The sequence below is a fragment of the Paenisporosarcina sp. FSL H8-0542 genome (assembly GCF_038632915.1).
Taxonomy (GTDB): Bacteria; Bacillota; Bacilli; order Bacillales_A; family Planococcaceae; genus Paenisporosarcina.
Window position 1 is genome coordinate 1,202,287 of the sequence record NZ_CP152050.1, and the last position, 22,076, is coordinate 1,224,362.

21 protein-coding genes are annotated in these 22,076 nt (G+C 40.2%); 15 read left to right on the forward strand and 6 right to left on the reverse strand.

Features of this window, described 5'->3' with window-relative positions:
* Positions 1-65: 65 nt before the first annotated feature.
* From MHH33_RS06475 to rarD, 5 genes are all read left to right on the forward strand, one after another.
* Positions 66-1,199 (forward strand): cysteine desulfurase family protein, encoded by a 1,134-nt coding sequence (locus MHH33_RS06475; protein ID WP_342543267.1) that lies wholly within the window; start codon positions 66-68, stop codon positions 1,197-1,199.
* Positions 1,200-1,206: 7 nt separating this feature from the next.
* A complete protein-coding gene (gene thiI / locus MHH33_RS06480) occupies positions 1,207-2,409 on the forward strand; it encodes a tRNA uracil 4-sulfurtransferase ThiI (protein WP_342543737.1) in 1,203 nt (400 codons plus the stop codon).
* Between the two features lie 130 nt (positions 2,410-2,539).
* Positions 2,540-2,743 (forward strand): alpha/beta-type small acid-soluble spore protein, encoded by a 204-nt coding sequence (locus MHH33_RS06485; protein ID WP_016426640.1) that lies wholly within the window; start codon positions 2,540-2,542, stop codon positions 2,741-2,743.
* A gap of 249 nt (positions 2,744-2,992) precedes the next feature.
* Positions 2,993-4,564, forward strand: a complete 1,572-nt coding sequence (locus MHH33_RS06490; protein ID WP_342543268.1) for an AMP-binding protein — start codon at positions 2,993-2,995, stop codon at positions 4,562-4,564.
* 129 nt (positions 4,565-4,693) lie between these two features.
* Positions 4,694-5,608, forward strand: a complete 915-nt coding sequence (gene rarD, locus MHH33_RS06495; protein WP_342543269.1) for an EamA family transporter RarD — start codon at positions 4,694-4,696, stop codon at positions 5,606-5,608.
* Positions 5,609-5,700: 92 nt separating this feature from the next.
* Here the strand turns inward: rarD and MHH33_RS06500 are convergent, their stop codons facing one another.
* A complete protein-coding gene (locus MHH33_RS06500) occupies positions 5,701-6,501 on the reverse strand; it encodes an NAD kinase (protein ID WP_342543738.1) in 801 nt (266 codons plus the stop codon).
* 108 nt (positions 6,502-6,609) lie between these two features.
* On the opposite strand from MHH33_RS06500, the gene sppA reads away from it, so the two are divergent.
* The 5 genes from sppA to MHH33_RS06525 all read left to right on the forward strand — a co-directional run bounded on the left by sppA (position 6,610) and on the right by MHH33_RS06525 (position 11,070).
* Positions 6,610-7,623, forward strand: coding sequence for a signal peptide peptidase SppA (sppA, locus tag MHH33_RS06505; protein WP_016426644.1), 1,014 nt, complete (start codon positions 6,610-6,612; stop codon positions 7,621-7,623).
* Positions 7,624-7,636: 13 nt separating this feature from the next.
* On the forward strand, positions 7,637-8,230 hold the full coding sequence (locus MHH33_RS06510; protein ID WP_342543270.1) for an RDD family protein: 594 nt from the start codon (positions 7,637-7,639) through the stop codon (positions 8,228-8,230).
* Between the two features lie 37 nt (positions 8,231-8,267).
* Positions 8,268-8,774: a thiol peroxidase gene (gene tpx, locus MHH33_RS06515; protein ID WP_016426646.1), complete on the forward strand. Its 507-nt coding sequence runs from the start codon at positions 8,268-8,270 to the stop codon at positions 8,772-8,774.
* A 109-nt stretch (positions 8,775-8,883) separates the two neighbouring features.
* Positions 8,884-9,813 carry a class I SAM-dependent methyltransferase gene (locus MHH33_RS06520; RefSeq protein ID WP_016426647.1) on the forward strand — a complete coding sequence of 310 codons (930 nt, stop codon included), beginning with the start codon at positions 8,884-8,886 and terminating at the stop codon, positions 9,811-9,813.
* A gap of 63 nt (positions 9,814-9,876) precedes the next feature.
* Entirely contained in the window at positions 9,877-11,070 is a 1,194-nt protein-coding gene (locus MHH33_RS06525) for an acetate kinase (protein WP_342543271.1), read from the forward strand.
* A 569-nt stretch (positions 11,071-11,639) separates the two neighbouring features.
* Here MHH33_RS06525 and MHH33_RS06530 read toward each other — a convergent pair.
* The 3 genes from MHH33_RS06530 to MHH33_RS06540 all read right to left on the reverse strand — a co-directional run bounded on the left by MHH33_RS06530 (position 11,640) and on the right by MHH33_RS06540 (position 12,580).
* Positions 11,640-12,089, reverse strand: a complete 450-nt coding sequence (locus MHH33_RS06530) for a universal stress protein (RefSeq protein WP_016426673.1) — start codon at positions 12,087-12,089, stop codon at positions 11,640-11,642.
* A 95-nt stretch (positions 12,090-12,184) separates the two neighbouring features.
* Entirely contained in the window at positions 12,185-12,337 is a 153-nt protein-coding gene (locus tag MHH33_RS06535; protein ID WP_342543272.1) for a hypothetical protein, read from the reverse strand.
* Between the two features lie 48 nt (positions 12,338-12,385).
* Positions 12,386-12,580, reverse strand: a complete 195-nt coding sequence (locus tag MHH33_RS06540) for a hypothetical protein (protein ID WP_342543273.1) — start codon at positions 12,578-12,580, stop codon at positions 12,386-12,388.
* A 182-nt stretch (positions 12,581-12,762) separates the two neighbouring features.
* On the opposite strand from MHH33_RS06540, the gene ald reads away from it, so the two are divergent.
* A complete protein-coding gene (ald, locus tag MHH33_RS06545) occupies positions 12,763-13,881 on the forward strand; it encodes an alanine dehydrogenase (RefSeq protein ID WP_016426674.1) in 1,119 nt (372 codons plus the stop codon).
* Between the two features lie 401 nt (positions 13,882-14,282).
* Here ald and MHH33_RS06550 read toward each other — a convergent pair whose 3' ends face one another.
* Positions 14,283-15,383, reverse strand: coding sequence for a Xaa-Pro peptidase family protein (locus MHH33_RS06550; RefSeq protein ID WP_342543274.1), 1,101 nt, complete (start codon positions 15,381-15,383; stop codon positions 14,283-14,285).
* Positions 15,384-15,490: 107 nt separating this feature from the next.
* Here MHH33_RS06550 and MHH33_RS06555 point away from each other — a divergent pair, with 107 nt between their 5' ends.
* Positions 15,491-16,171: a metal-dependent hydrolase gene (locus tag MHH33_RS06555; protein WP_342543275.1), complete on the forward strand. Its 681-nt coding sequence runs from the start codon at positions 15,491-15,493 to the stop codon at positions 16,169-16,171.
* Positions 16,172-16,277: 106 nt separating this feature from the next.
* The gene (locus tag MHH33_RS06560) at positions 16,278-17,585 is read left to right on the forward strand and encodes a DRTGG domain-containing protein (RefSeq protein WP_342543739.1); all 1,308 of its coding nucleotides are present in this window, start codon (positions 16,278-16,280) and stop codon (positions 17,583-17,585) included.
* Between the two features lie 45 nt (positions 17,586-17,630).
* Here the strand turns inward: MHH33_RS06560 and MHH33_RS06565 are convergent, their stop codons facing one another.
* Positions 17,631-17,939 (reverse strand): YtpI family protein, encoded by a 309-nt coding sequence (locus tag MHH33_RS06565; protein WP_016426678.1) that lies wholly within the window; start codon positions 17,937-17,939, stop codon positions 17,631-17,633.
* Between the two features lie 94 nt (positions 17,940-18,033).
* Here MHH33_RS06565 and MHH33_RS06570 point away from each other — a divergent pair, with 94 nt between their 5' ends.
* Both MHH33_RS06570 and dnaE read left to right on the forward strand, forming a co-directional pair.
* Entirely contained in the window at positions 18,034-18,969 is a 936-nt protein-coding gene (locus MHH33_RS06570) for a bifunctional oligoribonuclease/PAP phosphatase NrnA (RefSeq protein WP_016426679.1), read from the forward strand.
* A gap of 20 nt (positions 18,970-18,989) precedes the next feature.
* Positions 18,990-22,070 carry a DNA polymerase III subunit alpha gene (dnaE, locus tag MHH33_RS06575; RefSeq protein ID WP_342543276.1) on the forward strand — a complete coding sequence of 1,027 codons (3,081 nt, stop codon included), beginning with the start codon at positions 18,990-18,992 and terminating at the stop codon, positions 22,068-22,070.
* Positions 22,071-22,076: the final 6 nt, after the last annotated feature.

The following is a 22,076-nucleotide window of genomic DNA, read 5'->3' on the forward strand; positions in this document are numbered from 1 at the left end:
TAAGGGTAATTGAAACCACCGCACACCACGTGCTGGTGGTTTTCTAATGAAAAGGAGTACGACCCATGTATTATTTCGATCATAGTGCAACGACGAAACCACATAAAGAAGTATTGGATACTTTTGTAAAGGTAAATGAGGCGTATTATGCAAACCCTGCATCTTTGCATGAAATGGGCGTGGATTCACATATGCTTCTTTCCCGTGCCCGAAAGCAAATTGCAGATATGTTAAAGACAGAAGAAAACAAAGTGGTTTTCACTTCAGGCGGAACAGAATCCAATCATTTTGCCATCCATGGTCTTGCTAGAAGTCTGCAGTCTCGCGGAAGACATATCATCACTTCAAATATTGAACATCCCTCCGTGTTGGAATCGATGAAACAATTGGAGAAACAAGGCTTTGAAGTCGATATTATACCAGTGAATGATAAAGGCATTATTTCATTTGAAGATGTAAAAGAGCGATTGCGTAAAGATACGATTTTGGTAAGTGTGATGCATATTAATAACGAGATTGGAAGCATTCAATCAATTGAACAATTAGCAAAAGTCATTCATCAACATAGTCGAGCATTATTTCACGTAGATGCAGTTCAAAGTTTTGGTAAATATCCAGTGTCGTTTCCCATTCTTGGAGCAGATGTACTGACACTGTCAGGGCATAAATTCAATGGCTTAAAAGGAACCGGGATTGTCGCTTGGACAGGTCATGTTTCATTTGAACCGACCATTGTGGGTGGTGGACAAGAGTTTGGGTTAAGAAGTGGGACGGTACCTGTTCCTCAGGCAGTTGCTTTCGCTAAAGCCATGAGAATGGCATTCGAAAATCAAGCATCCATGCATACGACATATAAAATGTGGAACGAAAAGTTGAGAAACTTTATTAGTGGTTTCAAGGATATACGTATATTATCCCCAGATGATGCTGCGGCACACATCCTGACAATCAGTGTCCGGAATATTAAAGGAGAAGTGCTGGTCAATGCCTTGCAAGCAAGGGACATCATTGTAACAACATCGAGTGCTTGTTCTTCTAAACAAACGAAAATCAGCCATGTAATAAAAGCAATCGGTTTACCCGATGACTATACAAAAGGTGTGATTCGCATAAGTATGGGAACCAGCAATAGCAATGAACAAATTGATCATTTTATAGAAAATTTCACGGCAATCATCAAGCAAGTTAAAGGAGATTAAAAACATGTTGGAATGGAAAGAAATATTAATCAGATATGGTGAGTTATCTACAAAAGGAAGAAACCGAAGCTCGTTTACAGGTCGATTACGAGACAATATTCGTTACGCGTTTGCTGATTTACCCAAATTTCAAATTGAAACAGAACGGGATCGTATGTTCATTCGACCAAATGAACAGGAAACCATGAACCAGTTAATAGAGCGACTGCCACAAATTTTTGGCATTCAGTCTTTCAGTCCAGTTGCATCTTGCAGTCACGACCTGGAAGATATCAAACAAACAGCCATTAAAGTAGTGGAGTCAATTGATCGCAAAGATAAAACGTTTAAAGTAACTGTTAAACGCTCATATAAGCCATTTGAGATGGAAACAAATGAACTGCAACAGTTCGTTGGAGCCAATGTGCTTCGTACATTCCCTGAAATTCAGGTTCAAATGAAGAAACCGGATATTGAACTACGTGTAGAAGTACGAAGAGATGCTGTTTATATGATGGCAGAAGTCATTCCTGGTGCAGGCGGTTTACCGATTGGATCTAACGGAAAATCACTCTTGATGCTTTCGGGTGGTATTGACAGTCCTGTTGCTGGTTACCAAATGTTAAAGCGTGGCGTACGCCTGGATGCTATTCATTTTCACAGTCCTCCATTCACTAGTGAACGTTCGAAGGAAAAAGTTATGGATTTAGCTGATAAATTAAGTCGCTTTGGTGCTTCTGTGAAGTTGCATATCATTCCATTCACTGCGATACAGCAAGAAATTCAAAAACAAATTCCAGACAATGTATCAATGACGACAACTCGGAGAATGATGTTAAAGATTGCAGATTTAGTACGTGAAGAAACGCAAGCTTTGGCAATTATCACTGGTGAAAGTCTTGGACAAGTGGCAAGTCAAACTTTAGAAAGCTTGACAGCTATAAATGCCGTGACGAATACGCCTGTATTACGTCCACTTATTTCATATGACAAGCAAGATATTATTGAGATTGCCCAACAAATCGATACTTATGAAGTCTCGATCAGACCGTATGAAGATTGTTGTACAATTTTCACTCCTGCAAGCCCAAAAACAAAACCAAAGCTTGAAAAAGTGGAGTATTATGAAAGCTTCAAAACATTCGATGATATGATAACTGAAGCAGTCAATGAACGTGAAATTATCATGTTCCCTAAAAAGAAACAAGATAAATTCTCCGACCTATTATAAAAATTAACGTATGGATTATATACGCACAGCTGTTTTTGAATAAAGATAATCCCATATATTACTACTTCTTGTGAATGCATGAATTTGTCCATCCGGCACATTCTATATTCAACAAGGAGGTGACACAGACATGGCAAATCAAAGTTCAAATCAACTAGTCGTTCCAGGTGTTAAACAAGCTTTAGACCAAATGAAATATGAAATTGCACAAGAGTTCGGTGTACAGCTTGGACCAGATGCTACAGCGCGTGCTAACGGTTCCGTTGGCGGAGAAATCACTAAGCGTTTAGTGCAAATGGCAGAGCAACAATTAAACGGCGGTTACCAAAAATAATTTAAAATAAAACGAACCGGTAGCGAAAGCTGCCGGTTTTTTTGTGTTATGAAGAGCGATAAGATTTCACTCAGTCTGAGTTTTTGTCGTGACGTCTGAAAAAATGGGACTTCACGACTGAACAGAAAACAGAGGGATAAAAGTCATCAGAGACTAATTAATTGACTGAATAAAAACTTCTTTTTGAAAAATCAGTATTATGTAGCTATAATAAAGAGGGGTGGCTCACTGAACAAAGGGGGAACTAAATTGAATCGTGAAAATTTATTGGCACCGTCAACGTATAATTTGGTCCAGGAATTCGAAAAATATGCAACCGATGAAAATCGTTTAGCATTGATTTGGAAAAGTGAAAAGGACGAGACGAAAAAAATTACATACAAAGAATTGATGCAACTGGCAAATCAGGCAGCAAATGTTTTTACAAATAGTGGATTGAGACAAGGTGATGTTGTTTTGGTCATGGTACCGAGATTAATTGAAGCTTATGTCACTTACATAGGTGCCTTAAAAGCTGGGCTGGTCGTTATTCCAAGCTCGGAAATGCTGCGAGCAAAAGATATTGATTACCGTTTAGTTCATAGTGAAGCGAAAGCGATAGTGGCATATGAACCATTCATCAGCCAATTTGATCAAGTTGAAAAATTGGATGGTCTGACTCAATTCGTTATCGGAGAAGGAAAAGGAAAATGGGTTTCATTGTCTGAAGAACTTACCAAAGCTTCTACTGAATTTACTGGCGCAGACACAAATAACACGGACATCGCTTTTTTGTCATACACGAGTGGTACGACAGGCAATCCTAAAGGTGTAGTTCATACACATGGTTGGGCATACGCGCATTTACGTACATCAGCTGAACATTGGTTAGGCATTCATGAAGGTGATGTTGTATGGGCAACTGCAAGCCCAGGTTGGCAAAAATGGATTTGGAGTCCATTCGTTGCAACTCTCGGAAGTGGGGCGACCGGTTTTGTCTATCACGGAAAATTTGATCCGAAAACGTATTTATCACTGCTTGAGGAATATCAAGTAAACGTTCTTTGTTGTACACCAACCGAGTATCGGATAATGGCGAAAGTAGAGGGACTATCAGCGTATAATCTTACTTCACTGCATAGTGCGGTGTCTGCTGGAGAACCGTTAAACCGTGAAGTTATCGATACATTCAAGCGGGAATTCGGTTTGGAAGTGCGTGACGGATATGGACAGACCGAGAATACATTGTTGGTAGGAACAATGAAGGGCATGGAAGCACGTCCGGGATCAATGGGTAAACCTACGCCTGGCAACCAAGTGGACATCATTAATGAATTCGGCGAAGTTTGTGCACCAGGAGAAGTTGGTGATATTGCCGTTCATACCGATACACCTGCTTTATTTAAGTCATACCTAAAAGACCCGGAACGAACAAAAATGCAATTTAGAGGAACTTACTATATTACCGGAGATAAGGCTTCAAAAGATGAGGACGGCTACTTCTGGTTTGAAGGCCGTGGTGATGATATTATCATTAGTTCTGGATACACAATAGGACCGTTCGAAGTAGAAGACGCTTTGGTCAAACATCCAATGGTTAAAGAATGTGCTGTAGTGGGCAGTCCGGATGAAATTCGTGGGCATATCGTCAAAGCATATGTTGTATTGGTTGATTCAGCGGTGGGATCACCAGAGATTGTAAAAGAACTACAGGACCATGTGAAAACTTTAACAGCACCGTACAAATATCCTCGTGATATAACGTTTATCGAAGAACTGCCAAAAACAGCTTCTGGTAAAATACGAAGAATTGAACTAAGAAATCAGGAAATTTCTAAATAAAAACTCAAAAAACTATTCTTATAGCCTTTGATAAAAAGGTTTATAAGAATAGTTTTTTGTCGTTTACTTTCTCTCAAAAGGATTCTATAATGAGATATATTTCGAGAGTCAAACTAATGAGGTGAAGCTATGCTAGAAAAAGAACGTCAAGGTGTTATTTGGGCAATCGGTGCGTATCTTGTTTGGGGAGTTCTCCCAATCTATTGGAAGTGGTTACATAATGTTCCGAGTGATGAAATCATAACAAGCCGAGTCCTATGGGCATTTATATTTACATTACTATTCGTGCTGATTACACGAAAAACCAAGCTTCTCATTGAAGATTTAATGTCATTGTGGCAAAATCAAAAAGCTTTCTGGAGCTTATTTTTTGCTTCGGCATTAATCTCAGGAAACTGGTTCTTGTATATCTGGGCAGTAAATAATAACCATTTAGTGGAAACCAGTTTAGGATACTATATCAACCCACTGATTTCTGTTTTGCTGGGCATCTTTTTCTTAAAGGAACGTTTGACGACGGCTCAAAAAATCGCCTTTGTCATTGCGACCATCGGTGTTATCATCTTAACCATTTCATATGGCCGTTTCCCGTGGCTTGCTTTTTCACTTGCCATCAGTTTTGCCATATATGGATTAATGAAAAAAACAATACCGTTAGATGCAGTTCGCGGATTGACAATCGAAACATTGTTTATTGTGCCGTTTGCGTTTATTTATTACATTTATTTATTTCTATCCGACCGTGCTGTCCTTTTTCATGATTCATTCCAGACGGATGTATTGTTGATTCTTACAGGTGCTGCAACCGCTGTACCTCTCGTGTTATTCGCAAAAGGAGCACAACAAATGCCGTTATACATGATTGGGTTTTTACAATACATTGCTCCGACTTGTATGTTGTTCCTAGGTGTTATTATTTATGGCGAAACGTTCAATCCCATTGATTTACTGTCATTTTCCTTAATCTGGCTGGCGCTGATTCTCTTTACTGTCTCCAAGGTTATGGAAGCACGCACAAGAAAACTTAAATTGGCGAAATTATAAAAAGCAGACGAGAAGAATATCTCGTCTGCTTTTATTGAATTGAATGGGTTGATTTTTGTTATTGTCCAGTTGAAGGTTCTAACGAGTCCAAATTAAAGATACGTGCGTTTCACTTTTTCCCAGAAAGAATTGTTTTTCAACTTAACGGTCTTCACGATGCGGTTACTCAACTCGATATTAACTGATTGTACATGTTGAATACTTAGCGATTCATTGTCCATGCCCATTGTCGGGAAGTCATTTCCGTCTTGCTGCAGGCGTAATGTTAATTGACGCTGACCGCCTAAAATGAATGAAGAGCCAAGAGTGCGGTATTTGTTGCTGTTCACAGATGCCAGTTCAGATACTTGGAAACAAGGGAGGAGAGGATCCACCACTGCACCATTGACCGACTTATTGTAAGCCGTGCTACCAGTTGGGGTAGCGATGATCATGCCATCTCCCCGGAATGTTTCAAAATGCAATCCATCAATTTCTACATCAAGAACAAATGTCTTAATAATATTTGAACGGATACTAAATTCATTCAAGCAATAAAAAGGTGGATTGTCATCCACTATAACTTGTAAAATAGGATAACGACGTACTTCAATTTCCGCATGTTGAACAGCCTGAATCACTGTATCCATGTCATTGAAATGAAAATCACAATACATACCCAGCGAACCAGTGGTAGAAATTCCGGCATACAAACAATCTTGACGAAAACCGGTTTTGCGAACGGCTTGAAGGAAAGATCCATCTCCGCCCAAGCTTACGATAATGTTTGCATTTTTCGCATCATCTACCGTAGTGAATCCATGTTGTGCAATCATTTCCGTAAGAATTGATTTTTGTTGCAAGGAGCTTTTATCGTGTTTGGAATAAATAAAAATGTGTGTACGCTCGGACAATACTGTCACGACCTTTCCGTTAATACTTGTCGTTATTTTAGCATGTTCTGAAACATTACGGCATGTTATTCGTATTACGTTAAGAGTAGAAAAAGGAGGAACATCAAATTGAATGCAAAACGTTGGATTGCTTTAGGTGCTGCAGCACTATTATTGGGTTTGTCTACCATCATTAATATGGCATTTTTTGCTTTTAGCAATGATTGGACATCTAATTTTGAAAACATGCTGGCTTTGCCAGAAAGTGAATATTCCGAGAGCGTACTGGAAGTTGGGGATACATCTAAACGTATCGCTGTATTAACAGTGGACGGAGTCATTCAGGATACTGGCGAGGCTACTTCACTTTTTGGAACAGCCGGTTACGATCACCAGTTTTTCATGGACCAACTGGAAATGATTAAAGAAGACGATACAATCAAAGCCGTGGTCTTGCAAGTGAATTCGCCAGGTGGCGGGGTTGTCGAGTCTGCGCAAATTTATGATAAAATTAAAGAAGTGCAAGAAGAAGTTGGCATACCTTTTTACGTGTCGATGGGTAGCATGGCTGCATCAGGCGGATACTATATCTCTGCGCCTGCAGATAAAATTTTCTTGAATAAAGAAACACTGACAGGTTCCATCGGCGTCATTATGGAAAGTGTCAACTACGGCAAACTGGCTGAAAAATATGGTGTTGATTTTGTTACGATTAAAACAGGACCGTATAAAGATATTATGAGCCCAACCCGTGATATGACGGAAGATGAGCGTGCGATGCTACAGGACATGATTAATGAATCGTATGAATCATTTGTAGATATTATTGAAGAAGGCCGTGGCATGACAGAAGCTGAAGTGAAGAAAGTGGCAGACGGACGCATTATGAATGGGCGTCAGGCAATTGAAGCCGGTCTTGCGGATGAATATGGATATTTGGAAGACGTAATTGAAGCTGTTCGTAAAGACTTTGATTTAGAAGATGCAGAAGTGATTCAATATGAATACCCTCAAGGCTTCTCCAGTCTATTTTCTATGAAAGCTCAATCGTTGTTAGGTGGAGACGCGGAGTCACAATTGATTGGCCGTTTACTTTCGGATTATAACGCACCTCGTATGATGTATTTATACGGTGAGAAGTGAGGAGGAATAGTAAATGACTGATCGATATGATCCGAATGAACATGAATCATCAATTAAGGAAGCAGTGAATCCTGTTTCACCGAATCCAAAATATACAGTTCAGAATAGTGAAGAGTTTATCCTGAAACCTGCTGGCTTTTGGATTCGATTCTGGGCATATTTAATAGATTTACTTGTCATTTCATCCGTTACTTCAATTGTCATTTATCCGTTGTTCCATATATTCGGATGGGATGTTCAAGGGGCAACATGGTATGCACCGATAGGGTTCATCACAGGGTTTATTTTCTATTTATATTTCGTACTAATGATGAAGTTTTTCAAGCAAACTGTAGGCAAAATGATTTTTGGGTTGCGTGTCATCGCATTGCAAAGCGAATCACTGTCTTTAAGCACCATTTTGTTCAGGGAATGGATTGGCCGCTTTTTCTCGGCAACAATCTTGCCATTGTACTGGTTAGTTGGTTTTACACCTAAAAAACAGGGGTTGCATGACTTCATAGCAGATACGATGGTTATCCACGAGCAAACGTATGAAAAGAAGGTTATCACTACTTATCAACCTGTTTCCGAATCAAGTCAGTTGCAACCGCCAAATGCATTCTAGTAAGATGTAGGAGTATGAAGGAAAGGGAGGCGTTATCATGGCACAAATTACATTTAAGCAAAACCCAGTAACATTACTTGGCAAAGAAGTAACAGTAGGTGACACGGCGCCAAATTTCACAGTATTAGCTAACGATCTTAGCCCGGTTACATTGGCAGATTCAAAAGGGAAAACAAGATTAATCAGTGTGGTACCATCTTTGGACACAGGTACATGTGATACACAGACGCGTAAATTCAACGAAAGCGCTGCTGAACTTGGAGACGATGTTGTCATTCTGACGATCTCGAATGATTTGCCATTCGCTCAAAAACGCTGGTGTGCAGCTGCTGGAATTGATTCAGTACAAACACTTTCCGATCACCGAGATTTATCGTTTGGTGAAGCATATGGAGTGGCAATAAAAGAATTAAGATTGTTGGCTCGTTCAATCTTTGTAGTAGATAGCAATGACAAAGTAACATATGTTGAGTATGTTTCTGAAGCAACTGAACATCCTGATTATGAAAAAGCAATTGCCGCTGTTAAAGCAGCACAAAAGTAAAATCCAGAAACCCACTCGATTATAGAGTGGGTTTCCCATTTGCTCAAAAAAATATTATTATTTTGCGCCAGCATACGTGCAAGATATGTTTGTCTAAAAGGAGAACTTCATGAACAGTTCGATGGAACAGTTATTTACATTTATCGATGAACATGCAAAAAAAATGCAAACAACAGAAGACTTAACGTATATTGAGGGTGTTTTGGAATCGACAGAAATGTGGTTGGATGGTGATATAGAACCGAAAATCCCGACCCTCCAAAAAGAAGATATCCGAAAAGCGATTCAACTTGCTATTTTAAAAGGCATGAAAGAACATGTTCAGGCACATCATCAAATGACCCCTGATTCGCTTGGTCTGCTTGTTGGCTATTTCGTAGATCAATTGACGAAGGATAAACAGCAAGTCACGATTTTGGATCCAGCGGCAGGAACGGGCAATTTATTATTTACTGTAATGAACTTTTTGCAGGATAAAGCCACAGCAACTGCTGTCGAAATTGATGATATGTTGATTCGTCTCGCAGCTTCTACTGGTGACTTGTTGCAGCAACCTGTAACTCTATACCGACAAGATGCGTTACAACCTTTATTGATTGATCCATCCGATGTTGTCATAAGTGATTTGCCGGTGGGATACTATCCCGATGATAAAACTGCTGCGGGTTATGAGTTGAAAGCGAAGGAAGGCATGTCTTTTGCACATCACTTAATGATCGAACAATCTATCAGACACACGGTTGACGGCGGATACTTAGTATTCCTTGTCCCTCAAGGGATTTTTGAATCACCACAAGCGAAAGAACTTCACGCTTATTTTGCCAACCATGCTTGGATTAAGGCAGTTGTGCAATTACCTGTGAACTTATTCAAAAATGAAGCTCATGCAAAGAGTCTATTGGTGCTCCAAAAGAAATCAGCTGACTTGAAACAGCCAAAAGAAGTGTTACTGGCAAAAGTTCCAAATATGTCAAATAAAGAAGCCATGGCTTTGTTCTTCGAAAAAGTTAAAATGTGGCATCAAGAAAATACGAACTGATAGTTGTTCGCCTCTTTTTTCACCTGTACAATGACTGTATAAGTGGAAAAGGGGCGTTTTTTTATGACTAATATATTGGCAATCAATGCTGGAAGCTCATCGTTAAAATTCCAATTGCTTCAAATGCCTGAAGAACATGTTGTGGCTAAAGGATTAATCGAGCGTATCGGATTGAAAGAACCTATCTTTTCCATGACAACGAATGGGCAGAAAGTCGAATTCATCGAAAAGATTACAAATCACCAGGACGCAGTTCAATTACTCCTGCACCATCTGATAGAACAGAAAGCAGTGAATTCTCTACAGGATATCGACGGCATCGGACATCGATTGGTACATGGTGGTGAAGAGTATAGCGATTCCGTATTAATTGATGATGAAGCCCTTATAGCATTTGAAAGACTATCGGATTTGGCACCACTCCATAATCCTGCAAACATTGCAGGTATCATCGAATTTAAAAAAGCATTACCACATGTGCCTGCCGTGGCAGTTTTTGATACAGCATTTCATCAGACTATGCCGGAAAGTTCTTTTTTATATTCAATTCCTTACGATTACTATAAGAAATACGGCATCAGGAAATATGGTTTTCACGGAACTTCGCACAAATATGTAACAGGACGAGCTGCAGAATTGCTGAATCGTCCAGTAGAGACCATTCGACTGATATCCTGTCATTTAGGTAACGGAGCCAGTATCGCGGCAATCGATGGGGGACGCTCAATTGATACATCAATGGGGTTCACACCTTTAGCGGGTGTCACGATGGGGACCCGTTCAGGAAATCTGGATCCAGCGCTTATTCCTTTCTTGATGGAAAAGACCGAAAAAAGTGCAGAAGAAGTATTGGATGTCTTGAACAAAAAGTCTGGAATGCTTGGTGTATCAGGATTTTCAAGTGATTTGCGCGACATAGAAATGGAAGCATCGAAAAATAATCCGCGTGCTCAATTAGCTCTTGACGTGTTTGCAAACCGCATTCATAAATATATCGGTTCCTACGCAGCACGCATGAATGGAGTCGACGCCATCATTTTCACGGCAGGCATCGGAGAAAACAGTGAAATAATCCGTGCAAAAGTATTAGCGGGTCTTCAATTCATGGGCGTCTACATGGATCCAGACTTGAACAAAATTCGCGGAAAAGAAGCATTTATCAGCTTCCCACATTCCCCGGTAAAAGTCATTGTCATCCCGACGAACGAAGAAGTAATGATTGCAAGGGATACGGTGAGATTGTCTGGTTTATTATAGGCATGTCACGAAAGTAAAATCAGGACCCAGGATGCATTGAAGGGCTACACTTCGAGGCACCTTAACCGAACAACGGAAAGAGCGAAGCAAAGTAATGCTGACACTTACTAGGTTGCATGTGAATATCGATATTCCGCAAAACGCTGCGCTTTCCGCGGGCTTGCGCCGAACAAACTCGAACTGATCGTTCGAGTGGATTTCGACACTTCGCTTTTCCCGCTGGAGTCTCCGCTGTTTTGCTCTATATCTCGAAATAAGAAGAAATCAACTGTGATAAAAGACTTTATACGGAATGGGACAGAGGAATTAAGAGGTATATAGTTTTAAATTATTTTAAATTTTTCGGCTCCGGTGAGGTTTCGTCTCATCTCATAACCAAGGAGACTAGTGTTTTGAGACGAGTTTGATTGATAAATGTTGAGGTGCGAGCGATAAATCCTCAAGATGATCGATAAATGTTCGATTCTGATTGATAAACTACTCAGTTTGATTGATAAATTTTTCACAATCTCAAATCAATAATTCAAAAAACCCAAAGACTCCTGCAAAGAGCCTTTGGGTTTTATTGGTTAATCATGATCTTCAGTACGAACGACGAGTACGTCACATTTTGCTGCCCGAACGATATGTCCAGAAACGCTGCCGATTAGGAAACGTTCAACTGTGCTCAAGCCAGTCGCTCCACAAATGATAAGGTCTGCTTCCACTTTGGCTGCGACTTCTCTTGCGATCAATGTTTTAGGAGAACCGTAATCAACAAACACATTTACTTTTGTCACGCCAGCCGCTTCTGCTTGCTTCTTATAATTGCCTAGTAGTTCTTCCGCAAATGATTGTGCACGGTCTGCGATGGATCGGTCATAAGCTTCGATTGCAGCAAATGAGCGTGTATCAATAACATTAACGAGATTCAGTGTGGCGTTATTGCGTTGTGCAACTCCAATTGATTTTTTGAAAGCCCATTCCGCTTCTTTGGAACCATCCACTGCAACTAAGATGTGATTGTATGAAAGTGTCATGTCAAATCCTCCTTCAAATTTGTCTGTCGTTAATATAGTTCTTTAAAGGAGGTGTAATTCCTGCTTTTTAACGAAAGATCTTCGACAAGTATCGTCTAATTTGTGACAAATGATTTATTTAGAACAAGATAGACAATGGAACTGATGACAAAAACCATCATGCCAGGTGAGAGGTCTTTAGGAATGAGCAAGTAGGCAAAGCTCATCGTTGAAAAGGTAATAATGGATGCCGGAATTACTTTGTACAAGCCAATAAAGACCTGCAGTAACTTTTCCTCTGAAATTTAAGGAGAGCCCTAATCCATACCGCTAAAAAAGCGGCTACCCAAGGAAGTTTGGTAACTGCCAATAGCAGGTACCAAAAAAATTCCTGCATTGACTGAAAAGGCACACGTAATAATTGCGTACTCTTTCCATGTCGATAATTTGTGGGAAGATGGGTCAGCCTCAAGTCCATATTGTTCAAAATTGCCAGTATTTAACCTTGCCATATTCTTTTTACACCACCTTCCTTTTTTCTGATTAGTCCAATAATATATAATTGAAATATTTTTGAAGCAAATTTCAATTATATCTGATAGAATGGATTTGCTTTCATCAGTTTTAAAAATGTCGATTCATTCGACTTAATAACATTATTCATTTTACATAAATGACTTAGGAGGGTTTTTCAATGAGAATTGGAGTGCCAACAGAAATAAAAAATAATGAAAACCGCGTAGCAATGACGCCTGCAGGTGTTGTTAACTTATCTGTTTTCGGTCATGAAGTATTTATCGAAGCAGGAGCTGGACTTGGTTCTGGATTTACAGATGAAGCTTACTCAGATGCAGGGGCAACAATTGTTGCAACCGCAACAGAAGCTTGGTCTCAAGATATGGTCATGAAAGTAAAAGAACCAATCGCTTCTGAATATGGTTACTTCCGTGAAGGGTTAATCTTGTTCACTTACTTACATTTAGCACCTGAACCTGAATTGACTCAAGCTTTGGTCGATAATAAAGTAGTTGGAATTGCATACGAAACTGTTCAACTTCCAAACAACTCATTGCCATTGTTAACACCAATGAGTGAAGTGGCTGGTCGCATGTCCACTCAAATTGGTGCACAATTCTTAGAGAAAATCCATGGTGGAATGGGAATTTTACTAGGTGGAGTACCTGGTGTATCCCGTGGTAAAGTAACAATCATCGGTGGCGGTATTGCAGGAACAAACGCTGCACGTGTAGCTATAGGAATGGGCGCAGATGTGACAATCATCGATTTAAGTCCAGATCGCCTTCGCCAACTGGAAGACTTATTCGGTCGTGATGTTCAAACATTAATCTCAAATCCATTCAACATTGCGGAATCAGTTAAAGATTCTGATCTTGTAATTGGTGCTGTATTAATTCCTGGGGCAAAAGCTCCGAAACTTGTAACAGAAGAAATGATCAAATCAATGAAACCTGGTTCAGTTGTAGTCGACATTGCTATTGACCAAGGCGGAATTTTTGAAAGTTCTGACCGTATTACAACGCATGACCAACCAACTTATGAAAAACATGGTGTAGTTCATTACGCAGTTGCGAATATGCCGGGTGCAGTTCCACGTACATCGACAATGGCATTGACGAATGTAACAGTTCCTTATGCTGTTCAAATTGCCAACAAAGGTTATGTACAAGCTAGTTTAGATAACAGTGCGCTTCTAAAGGGTATTAACACTCTTGAAGGACATGTAACTTATCAAGCAGTTGCTGACGCACAAGGACTTCCATACGTTGCCGTTGAACAACTATTAAATAAATAAGATGAAGCCCCTTTTTGCTGCAAAGTGAGAAGGGGCTTTTTTGTAGGCTATGTTAATTGTTGCTGTTGATATTCCGCAAAACAGCTACGCTTTCCTAGTGTGATGGTCAAGACTATTTTGCTCCTGCGGCTACTCGTCGCAGTGATGCTCCATATCTCTTACTGTTCTCTTTGGTGAGTGTAGTGGAAGGCGGCGAAATCATGTGTTCCTGCGATTACTCGTCGGAAAGATATTGGCCATTCGTCCAAATTGGAACAGAAATCAACATTAAAGTTTAACAGAGCCTTTTTGAAAATAATGATTTATTGCAACTCATCTATATAGTTGATTCTTGATTTCAAACATAAAAGACCTGTATCGCTCCAAACGCGATACAGGTCTTTTATGTTTTATATAAGTATTTATGCTGTCGGAATGATAACCAATTCTTTCGGGTACTTCGTAAGGACTTCGACGCCATCTTTAGTGACAACAACATCATCTTCTATACGAACGCCCGTAATATTCGGATCATAGATTCCAGGTTCAATCGTGAAGACCATGCCTTCGATTAATTCCATTTCATTATTTCCTGTTACAGAAGGGAATTCATGTACAGAAATTCCTAGACCATGTCCGAGGCGATGGGTAAAGAATTCACCGTATCCTGCTTCCGTAATCACGTCACGTGCAATCTTATCTAAATCCATCGCACGAACACCCGGTTTTACAGCATCCACTGCATCTTGCTCTGCTTTTCTTACAGTTTCATACACTTCTTTTTGAGCGTCAGATGGCTCGCCGAACGATACCGTACGGGTAATATCTGAACAGTATCCTTTGTAAATGACGCCTAAATCAAACAGGACGAAATCACCTTTTTGAATTTTACGGTCACCTGGTTTACCGTGTGGTGACGCGGTTTTTGGACCACTCAATACCATCGTATCAAATGACATATGGGAAATTCCTTTTTTCTTCATTGCCAGTTCAATCGCTGTCAGAATTTCAAGCTCCGTTTTGCCTTCAGCAATTTCGCTGACACCCACTTCGATTGCATAATCTGCATAAGCTGCTGCTTGACGTAAGATTTCCAATTCTTTTTCATCCTTGACCACTCGCATGGCATTCAACTGGTCGTCCAATCGCGCAAACGATGCTTGAGGGAACAGTTCCTGAAGTGCTTCCAAGCGTTCAACCGTCATATGCGATTTTTCAATGGCAAGTTGGGAGATTGTGATTCCTTTCTTTTCGATGGCTTCTTTTAATAGTTGCCAAGGATTGTCTGTATCCTGATGGCCTACAGTATCAAAAGACCAACCTGCTGCTTTTGAGTCAGGCACTTCCATTTTAGGACAAATCATCAACGGTTCTGCATTTTGGAATACCACAACACCCAACAAACGTTCATGGGGATTGCTGTGGAAACCCGATACGTAAAAAACGTTGTCGGGTGTCGTAATAAATGCAGCGTCTATATTATTTTGTTTTAAATACGAAGAGATTTGATTGATTTTGCTCATATAAGCACTCCTTTATAACTTTCTCTCCTCTAGCATATCAAAAAAAAGGAGATTCGACATTTTTATCGTATACTTATTAAATAGCAAAATAAAGGAGGTTCAAGCTTATGTATGTATCATTTCACGGACATTCAGTTGTCAAAATAAAAACTGGTGATTATACGATATTGATTGACCCATTTATTACAGGAAATGACTTGACTGATTTAATAGCAGAAAATGAAAAGCCAAATGTCATTTTATTGACGCACGGTCATAACGATCATGTAGGGGATACGGTAGCGATTGCAAAAGCGAATGACACGTTGGTTGTTGCTCCATTTGAACTTGCAGAGTATTTGTCTTGGCAAGGTGTGAAAACACATGCAATGCATATTGGAGGAGCAAGACAATTTGAATTCGGGAAAGTTAAATTTACTCAGGCATTCCATGGGTCATCCTATGAAACGGAAAATCAAGAAATTATTTATACCGGAATGCCAGCAGGAATTTTATTTATGGCTGAAGGGAAAACGATCTACCATGCAGGAGATACTGCATTATTTGGTGATATGAAATTGATTGGTGAAAGACATCCTATTGACTTGGCATTTTTACCAATAGGCGACAACTTCACGATGGGTATTGATGACGCAGCCTATGCGGTCGAGTTATTGAAACCAAAAGCTGTCGTGCCGATTCACTTTAATACGTTCCCGCCAATCAAACAAGATCCTCAAGACTTTAAGGCAGCTGTCAAAGATGCCATGGTCCATATCCTGAATGCTGGGGACGGAGTAGAATTGTAATCCAAAACACGGAAGTCACTGACTTCCTGTGTTTTTTTATTTAATTAAAAAGACGGCTTTGTGATACACTATGAACAGAACGATTGTTTGGGAAATAGGTGAATTCATGGCTACAAAACACGAACAAATATTACAATATATTGAGTCTTTACCCGTGGGAGATAAAATCTCAGTCAGACGAATAGCAAAAGAACTTCAGGTGAGTGAAGGTACTGCTTATCGTGCTATCAAAGAAGCTGAAACTCAGCGTTATGTCAGCACGATTGAGCGGGTTGGGACTATTCGTATTGAAAAGAAAAAGAAAGAAAATATCGAACGTCTGACTTTTGCGGAAGTTGTAAATATTGTGGATGGCCAAGTATTGGGTGGAAAGAATGGTCTGCATAAAACGCTGACCAAGTTTGTTATTGGTGCGATGCAATTAGAGGACATGATGCGATACACCGATGCAGGCAGTCTACTAATCGTCGGAAACCGGGCGAAAGCCCATTTTACTGCTTTGAAAGCAGGAGCGGCTGTATTGATAACGGGTGGATTTGAAGCCTCGGAGTCTTTGAAAAAAGTGGCGGACGAATTAGAATTGCCGATTATCTCCACAAGCTATGACACATTTACAGTTGCCACGATGATTAATCGTGCCATTTATGATCAATTAATTAAAAAAGAAATTTTATTCATTGAAGATATTTATGTGCCGTTTCAGGAAACCGATTTCTTGCGTGTAACCGACGACGTGAAAGCGTATCATAACAAAAATGCACAAACAAGGCATGGAGGCTTTCCAGTGGTGGATGCCAATCAAAAAAATGTTGGCATCGTTACAGCAAGAGACGTTATAGGGAAAAATTATGGTGAATCCATCGAAAAAGTCATGACAAAAAATCCAATCACAGTCACGATGAAAACGAGTGTTGCTACTGCTGGGCATCGGATGATTTGGGAAGGCATCGACTTAATGCCGGTGGTCAATGATTCCGGCATTCTCGAAGGGGTTATCAGTCGCCAGGATGTCTTAAAAGCATTGCAGCTGGCGCAACGACAGCCGCAACATGGTGAAACGATTGATGATATTGTCAAAAATCAAATGAAAGTCCTTCAAGAAGATGAACTCGCAGTCGAGTTTACCGTGACGCCGCAAATGACGAATCAATTTGGGGCCATTTCATATGGGGCATTTACCACCCTGTTGGCTGAAGCGGGCAATTACGCGATGAAAAACAGAAAACGTGGAGATAGTGTCGCTGAGAACATGACGATTTATTTTATCAAACCTGTTCAGATGGATAGTGTGTTGACGGTACGTCCTCGAATATTGGACATGAGTCGGAAGTTTGTGAAAATGGAGTTTGATGTGTTCCATGGTACTCTTTTAGTCGGGAAGGCTATGATGATGTTCCAGTTGCTTGAAAGATAGGGTCAAACCTCAGAATGGCAATAAAAAAAGTGATGCTGGACAGCATCACTTTTTGTTCAAATTAAATTCTTCTTCTACAAATTGACCGTAATGTTTGGCCACACGATAATAATTAACCATGGTGAACAAACCAATAACAATAAATAACCCTGAGATAACATACGTTAATGTTGTGGGAAATAAGAATAATTGGTTAAGACCAAAGAAAAATAACAAGCTACCAAGTGCTATTAAAGCACGATTCGAATACCACTTTTTGGCAATCGGTAACTCACTGCGAAATTGCTTCGTTTTAAAATAAAAATAAAACGCAAATGAAATTACAATCAGAAATATAAATACAGCATTTATCATCGTAAACCTCCTGTTATTAAATGAAACTGTCATTATTGTATCGACATTTTTACAGAATTGCGAATGGTATTCACGAAAGGTCGGAGGGAAAATCATGAAACGTCAAATCATTGACACAATATCGGCTTACGAAACAATCATTATTCATCGGCACGTTAGACCAGATCCCGATGCTTACGGATCTTCAGTTGGCTTAAAAGAAATTCTCAAAGCAAGTTACCCTGACAAGAAGGTGTATGTTACAGGGGAACATGATGAAACATTAAGCTTTCTTGCCGAGCCTGACCAAGTGAGTGATGCCCAATTTGAAGGTGCACTTATTATCGTAACAGATACAGCAAATACAGAACGAATTGATGATCAACGATACCTATCGGGTGCTTTTCTAATCAAAATCGATCATCACCCGAATGATGATGCCTACGGTGATTTATTATGGGTCAATACGCAAGCAAGTTCTGCAAGTGAAATGATTTATGATCTTTACGAAGAAGGCAAGACTAGTGCAAATTGGCAAATGTCTGATGCAGCCGCACGTGTTCTATTTGCAGGAATCGTCGGAGATACCGGACGATTTATGTTCTCAAGTACAAGTCAAAAGACTTTTGACACGGCAGGCGAATTAATCAAATATAATTTTGATCGTACTGAATTATTTAATGGCATGTACGAAGTGGAACGTAATCTATTGCATTTACAAGGTCATATTTACCAGCACTTCGTCATGAATGACAACGGGGCGGCTTACGTTAAACTACCGCTTGAAACGTTGAAAGAATTCGGTGTGACTGCAAGCGAAACATCGTTACTTGTCGGTTCTCTTGGCAACGTAAAAGGAATTAAAGCGTGGATAATATTCATCGAAGAAGAGGATCAAATTCGAGTGCGACTTCGCTCTAAAGGTCCTATAATCAATGAATTGGCCAAGCAGTATGGTGGCGGTGGGCATCCGCTTGCTGCAGGAGCATCAATCTATTCCTGGAAAGATGCTGATGAAGTAATTGCTAAACTAAACAAATTATGTGAGTAAGTTGAAAGGGGGAAGGACCAATGTACCCAGTGTATCCACAAGTAGGGACATCTGCAGATTTACTTAATAGCACGATTCGCTTGGAAGCATTGATTCCTTTCCTTCAAAAACAACAGGCGACTTCGGTAGCCATTACCAATAGACGGTTATACGGTGTGATGCCGTTTTATCAAGCTGTCAAGAAAGCCGGTTTACATCCAGTAATCGGTTTAACTTGTCTTATTGAACTGACTGACGAGACACTTGTTGAAGTCCAACTGTATGCCAAGACCAACCTGGGCTATCAGAACTTATTGAAAATCAGTAGCGCACTAGAAGTCAAAGCACTTTCTGCACTGCCATTAAAATGGCTCCGTGCTTATAAAGAAGACTGTTTTGTAGTTGTACAGCTTTCCAAAATCGCAGTGCTAGAAACAGTTGAATCCATATTGGATGCCTTAAAGGATTGCTTAGGTTCTGGTCTGCTGGTTGGAATAGAACGACCAGGTGGACGTATTGCTGACAGTGAAAATGAAATGGTTGGAAATTGTATCGAAAGACAAATCCCATTAATTGCAACTCATCAGGCAAATTATGTTTCTCAAAGTGATGCCTTTGCGTATGAAGTGGCTCAAGCCATTGCGAACGGTGTGAAGCTTAGTGACGCACAGCGAGTGAAACCAAAGCACGAGCATCACTATTTGCCAACTCGAGAACAATGGATCGAATGGTTTGCCGATCAGCCAGAGTGGCTGGAAGAAGCAGAACGACTACTAAAAAGCTGTTTTGTTGAAATTGTCACTGATCAATACCATATGCCAAAATTCCCGGTACCTGAAAATGTGTCGACACATGATGTTTTGCGTGAAAAATGTATGACCGGCCTTAGTCAGCGCTTGGCAACATTTGATGAGTCATATAAAGAGCGTCTCGAAATGGAACTGAATGTAATTAATCAAATGGGCTATGCAGATTATTTTTTAATTGTGGCAGACTTTATGGAGTATGCGAAAAACAATCAAATATTGACTGGTCCCGGTCGTGGATCTTCTGCTAGTTCCCTCGTTGCGTATTCGTTATTTATTACACACGTCGATCCTCTTCAATTCGGCTTATTATTTGAACGTTTCCTGAATCCTGAACGAATCACAATGCCGGACATTGATATCGATTTTGCCGATCACCGAAGACATGAAGTCATCCAGTATGTCGCTGAAAAATATGGACATACCCACGTGGCCCAAATTGTAACATATGGAACTTTGTCGGCAAAAGCAGCTGCTAGAGACGTGGCACGTGTCTTTGGATTTGATAGTTCTGTTCTAGAGATGATATCCAAACAACTGCCGAATAAACCCGGCATTTCATTTGAAGAGGCAGTGAACAGCTCTGAAAACCTGAAAAAATGGATTGACATGGACCGTACACATCAAAAATGGTTTGACACCGTTAAGGAGCTCGAAGGCTTGCCTAGAAACGCATCAACTCATGCGGCAGGAGTTGTCTTATCACCTGTTCCATTGGTAGAGCTACTGCCGATTGAAGCAGGACAAGACGGCATTTATTTAACCCAATGGCCAATGAAAGAAGTGGAACAGAGTGGGTTGCTTAAAATGGATTTTCTCGGATTAAGAAACTTAACCATTTTAGAGAGAATCCGTACCATGATCTGGTTCGATCAACATAAGTGGCTTGATTTCGAAAAAATCCCGCTTCATCACGAAGGAACGTTCAAGCTCCTTCAACAGGGGGATACGACCGGGGTTTTCCAATTGGAATCAGATGGAATGAGACAAGCCCTCCGTGATATCCGGCCGACTCATTTCCTGGATATTGTGGCAGTCAACGCCCTGTATCGTCCAGGTCCATTGGATAATATTCCAACGTATAAACGCAGAAAACACCGGGAAGAGAAGACGACATATGTCCACCCGATGCTTGAGCCAATATTGAAAGAAACGCATGGCGTAATTGTTTACCAGGAACAGATCATGCAAATTTCTTCTAAAATGGCTGGATTTACATTTGGCGAATCCGATATTTTAAGACGTGCAGTAAGTAAGAAAAATCGACAAGTATTGGATGAGCAGCGCCAACAGTTTGTAGAACGGGCACAGAAAAATCAATTTACTGAGCGAGAAGCAAATGAAGTGTATGATCTGATTGTCAGATTTGCAGATTATGGATTTCCGAAAAGTCATGCAGTAGCCTATAGCATGATTTCCTATCAGATGGCCTATTTAAAAGTTCAATATCCTGCTTACTTTTACGCATCGTTATTGACAGCATCAATGGGTAACCATGAAAAAATCATGCGCCTAATTCAAGAAGTCAAACAGCATAATATTGCCTTACTTCCTCCGTCCATACATAGAAGCGGGTTGACGTTCCAAGTAGAAAATGGTGCGATTCGATTTGGATTGTCTGCAGTTAAAGGAGTTTCCAATATCTTTTTACGGGACTTGTTGCAAAAACGAAAACAAGCGCATCCACTGTGGCAAGACATTTTCGAACTTGCCGTCAGTTTATCGGCAGAGCAGTTTTCACGTAAACAAATAGAGCCTTTAATTAAAGCGGGTGCTCTTGATGGCTTCGGTCAAGATCGAGCGACACTGCTTGCAACTCTTGATGCGGCAGTACAATACGCGGAACTCGTCAGACCGAAAGCAGAACAGGATTTATTTGATGGAGACGTCACGACATTCGGAAAGCCCAAGTATGTGAAAAACTCGGACATGCCGGAAATGCTGAAACTTCAGTTTGAAAGGGAAACGCTTGGATTGTATATGTCCAATCACCCGGTAGAAAGATTGAAAAAAGAAATGACCATTAATGCAACTCCAATTCAAGAAATCAAATATGCACGTAATGGTCGGGCGGTGGTCATTGTCGGCATGATTGAAGAAATCCGTAGAATTCGCACCAAAAAAGGTGAGTCTATGGCATTTGTAACCGTGCAGGATGAGACGTCAGATATTTCATGTACGGTATTTCCGAAAGACTATGCTTCTCACAATCTTGTCATTAAAGAACAGCATGTTTTAGAAATCGAAGGCACTGTGGAATGGCGGCAAGGTAAGCCACAAATCATTGTGAAAAATATGCAAACGCTGTCGAAATGACGACCT

Coding starts and splice junctions, on each gene's coding strand:
- MHH33_RS06555 (WP_342543275.1), top strand. CDS start 15,491: ATGTATGTATCATTTCACGGACATTCAGTTGTCAAAATAAAAACTGGT.
- MHH33_RS06540 (WP_342543273.1), bottom strand. CDS start 12,580: ATGGCAAGGTTAAATACTGGCAATTTTGAACAATATGGACTTGAGGCT.
- MHH33_RS06550 (WP_342543274.1), bottom strand. CDS start 15,383: ATGAGCAAAATCAATCAAATCTCTTCGTATTTAAAACAAAATAATATA.
- MHH33_RS06485 (WP_016426640.1), top strand. CDS start 2,540: ATGGCAAATCAAAGTTCAAATCAACTAGTCGTTCCAGGTGTTAAACAA.
- MHH33_RS06570 (WP_016426679.1), top strand. CDS start 18,034: ATGAAACGTCAAATCATTGACACAATATCGGCTTACGAAACAATCATT.
- dnaE (WP_342543276.1), top strand. CDS start 18,990: ATGTACCCAGTGTATCCACAAGTAGGGACATCTGCAGATTTACTTAAT.
- tpx (WP_016426646.1), top strand. CDS start 8,268: ATGGCACAAATTACATTTAAGCAAAACCCAGTAACATTACTTGGCAAA.
- MHH33_RS06520 (WP_016426647.1), top strand. CDS start 8,884: ATGAACAGTTCGATGGAACAGTTATTTACATTTATCGATGAACATGCA.
- MHH33_RS06530 (WP_016426673.1), bottom strand. CDS start 12,089: ATGACACTTTCATACAATCACATCTTAGTTGCAGTGGATGGTTCCAAA.
- MHH33_RS06565 (WP_016426678.1), bottom strand. CDS start 17,939: ATGATAAATGCTGTATTTATATTTCTGATTGTAATTTCATTTGCGTTT.
- MHH33_RS06525 (WP_342543271.1), top strand. CDS start 9,877: ATGACTAATATATTGGCAATCAATGCTGGAAGCTCATCGTTAAAATTC.
- MHH33_RS06560 (WP_342543739.1), top strand. CDS start 16,278: ATGGCTACAAAACACGAACAAATATTACAATATATTGAGTCTTTACCC.
- ald (WP_016426674.1), top strand. CDS start 12,763: ATGAGAATTGGAGTGCCAACAGAAATAAAAAATAATGAAAACCGCGTA.
- MHH33_RS06510 (WP_342543270.1), top strand. CDS start 7,637: ATGACTGATCGATATGATCCGAATGAACATGAATCATCAATTAAGGAA.
- MHH33_RS06475 (WP_342543267.1), top strand. CDS start 66: ATGTATTATTTCGATCATAGTGCAACGACGAAACCACATAAAGAAGTA.
- rarD (WP_342543269.1), top strand. CDS start 4,694: ATGCTAGAAAAAGAACGTCAAGGTGTTATTTGGGCAATCGGTGCGTAT.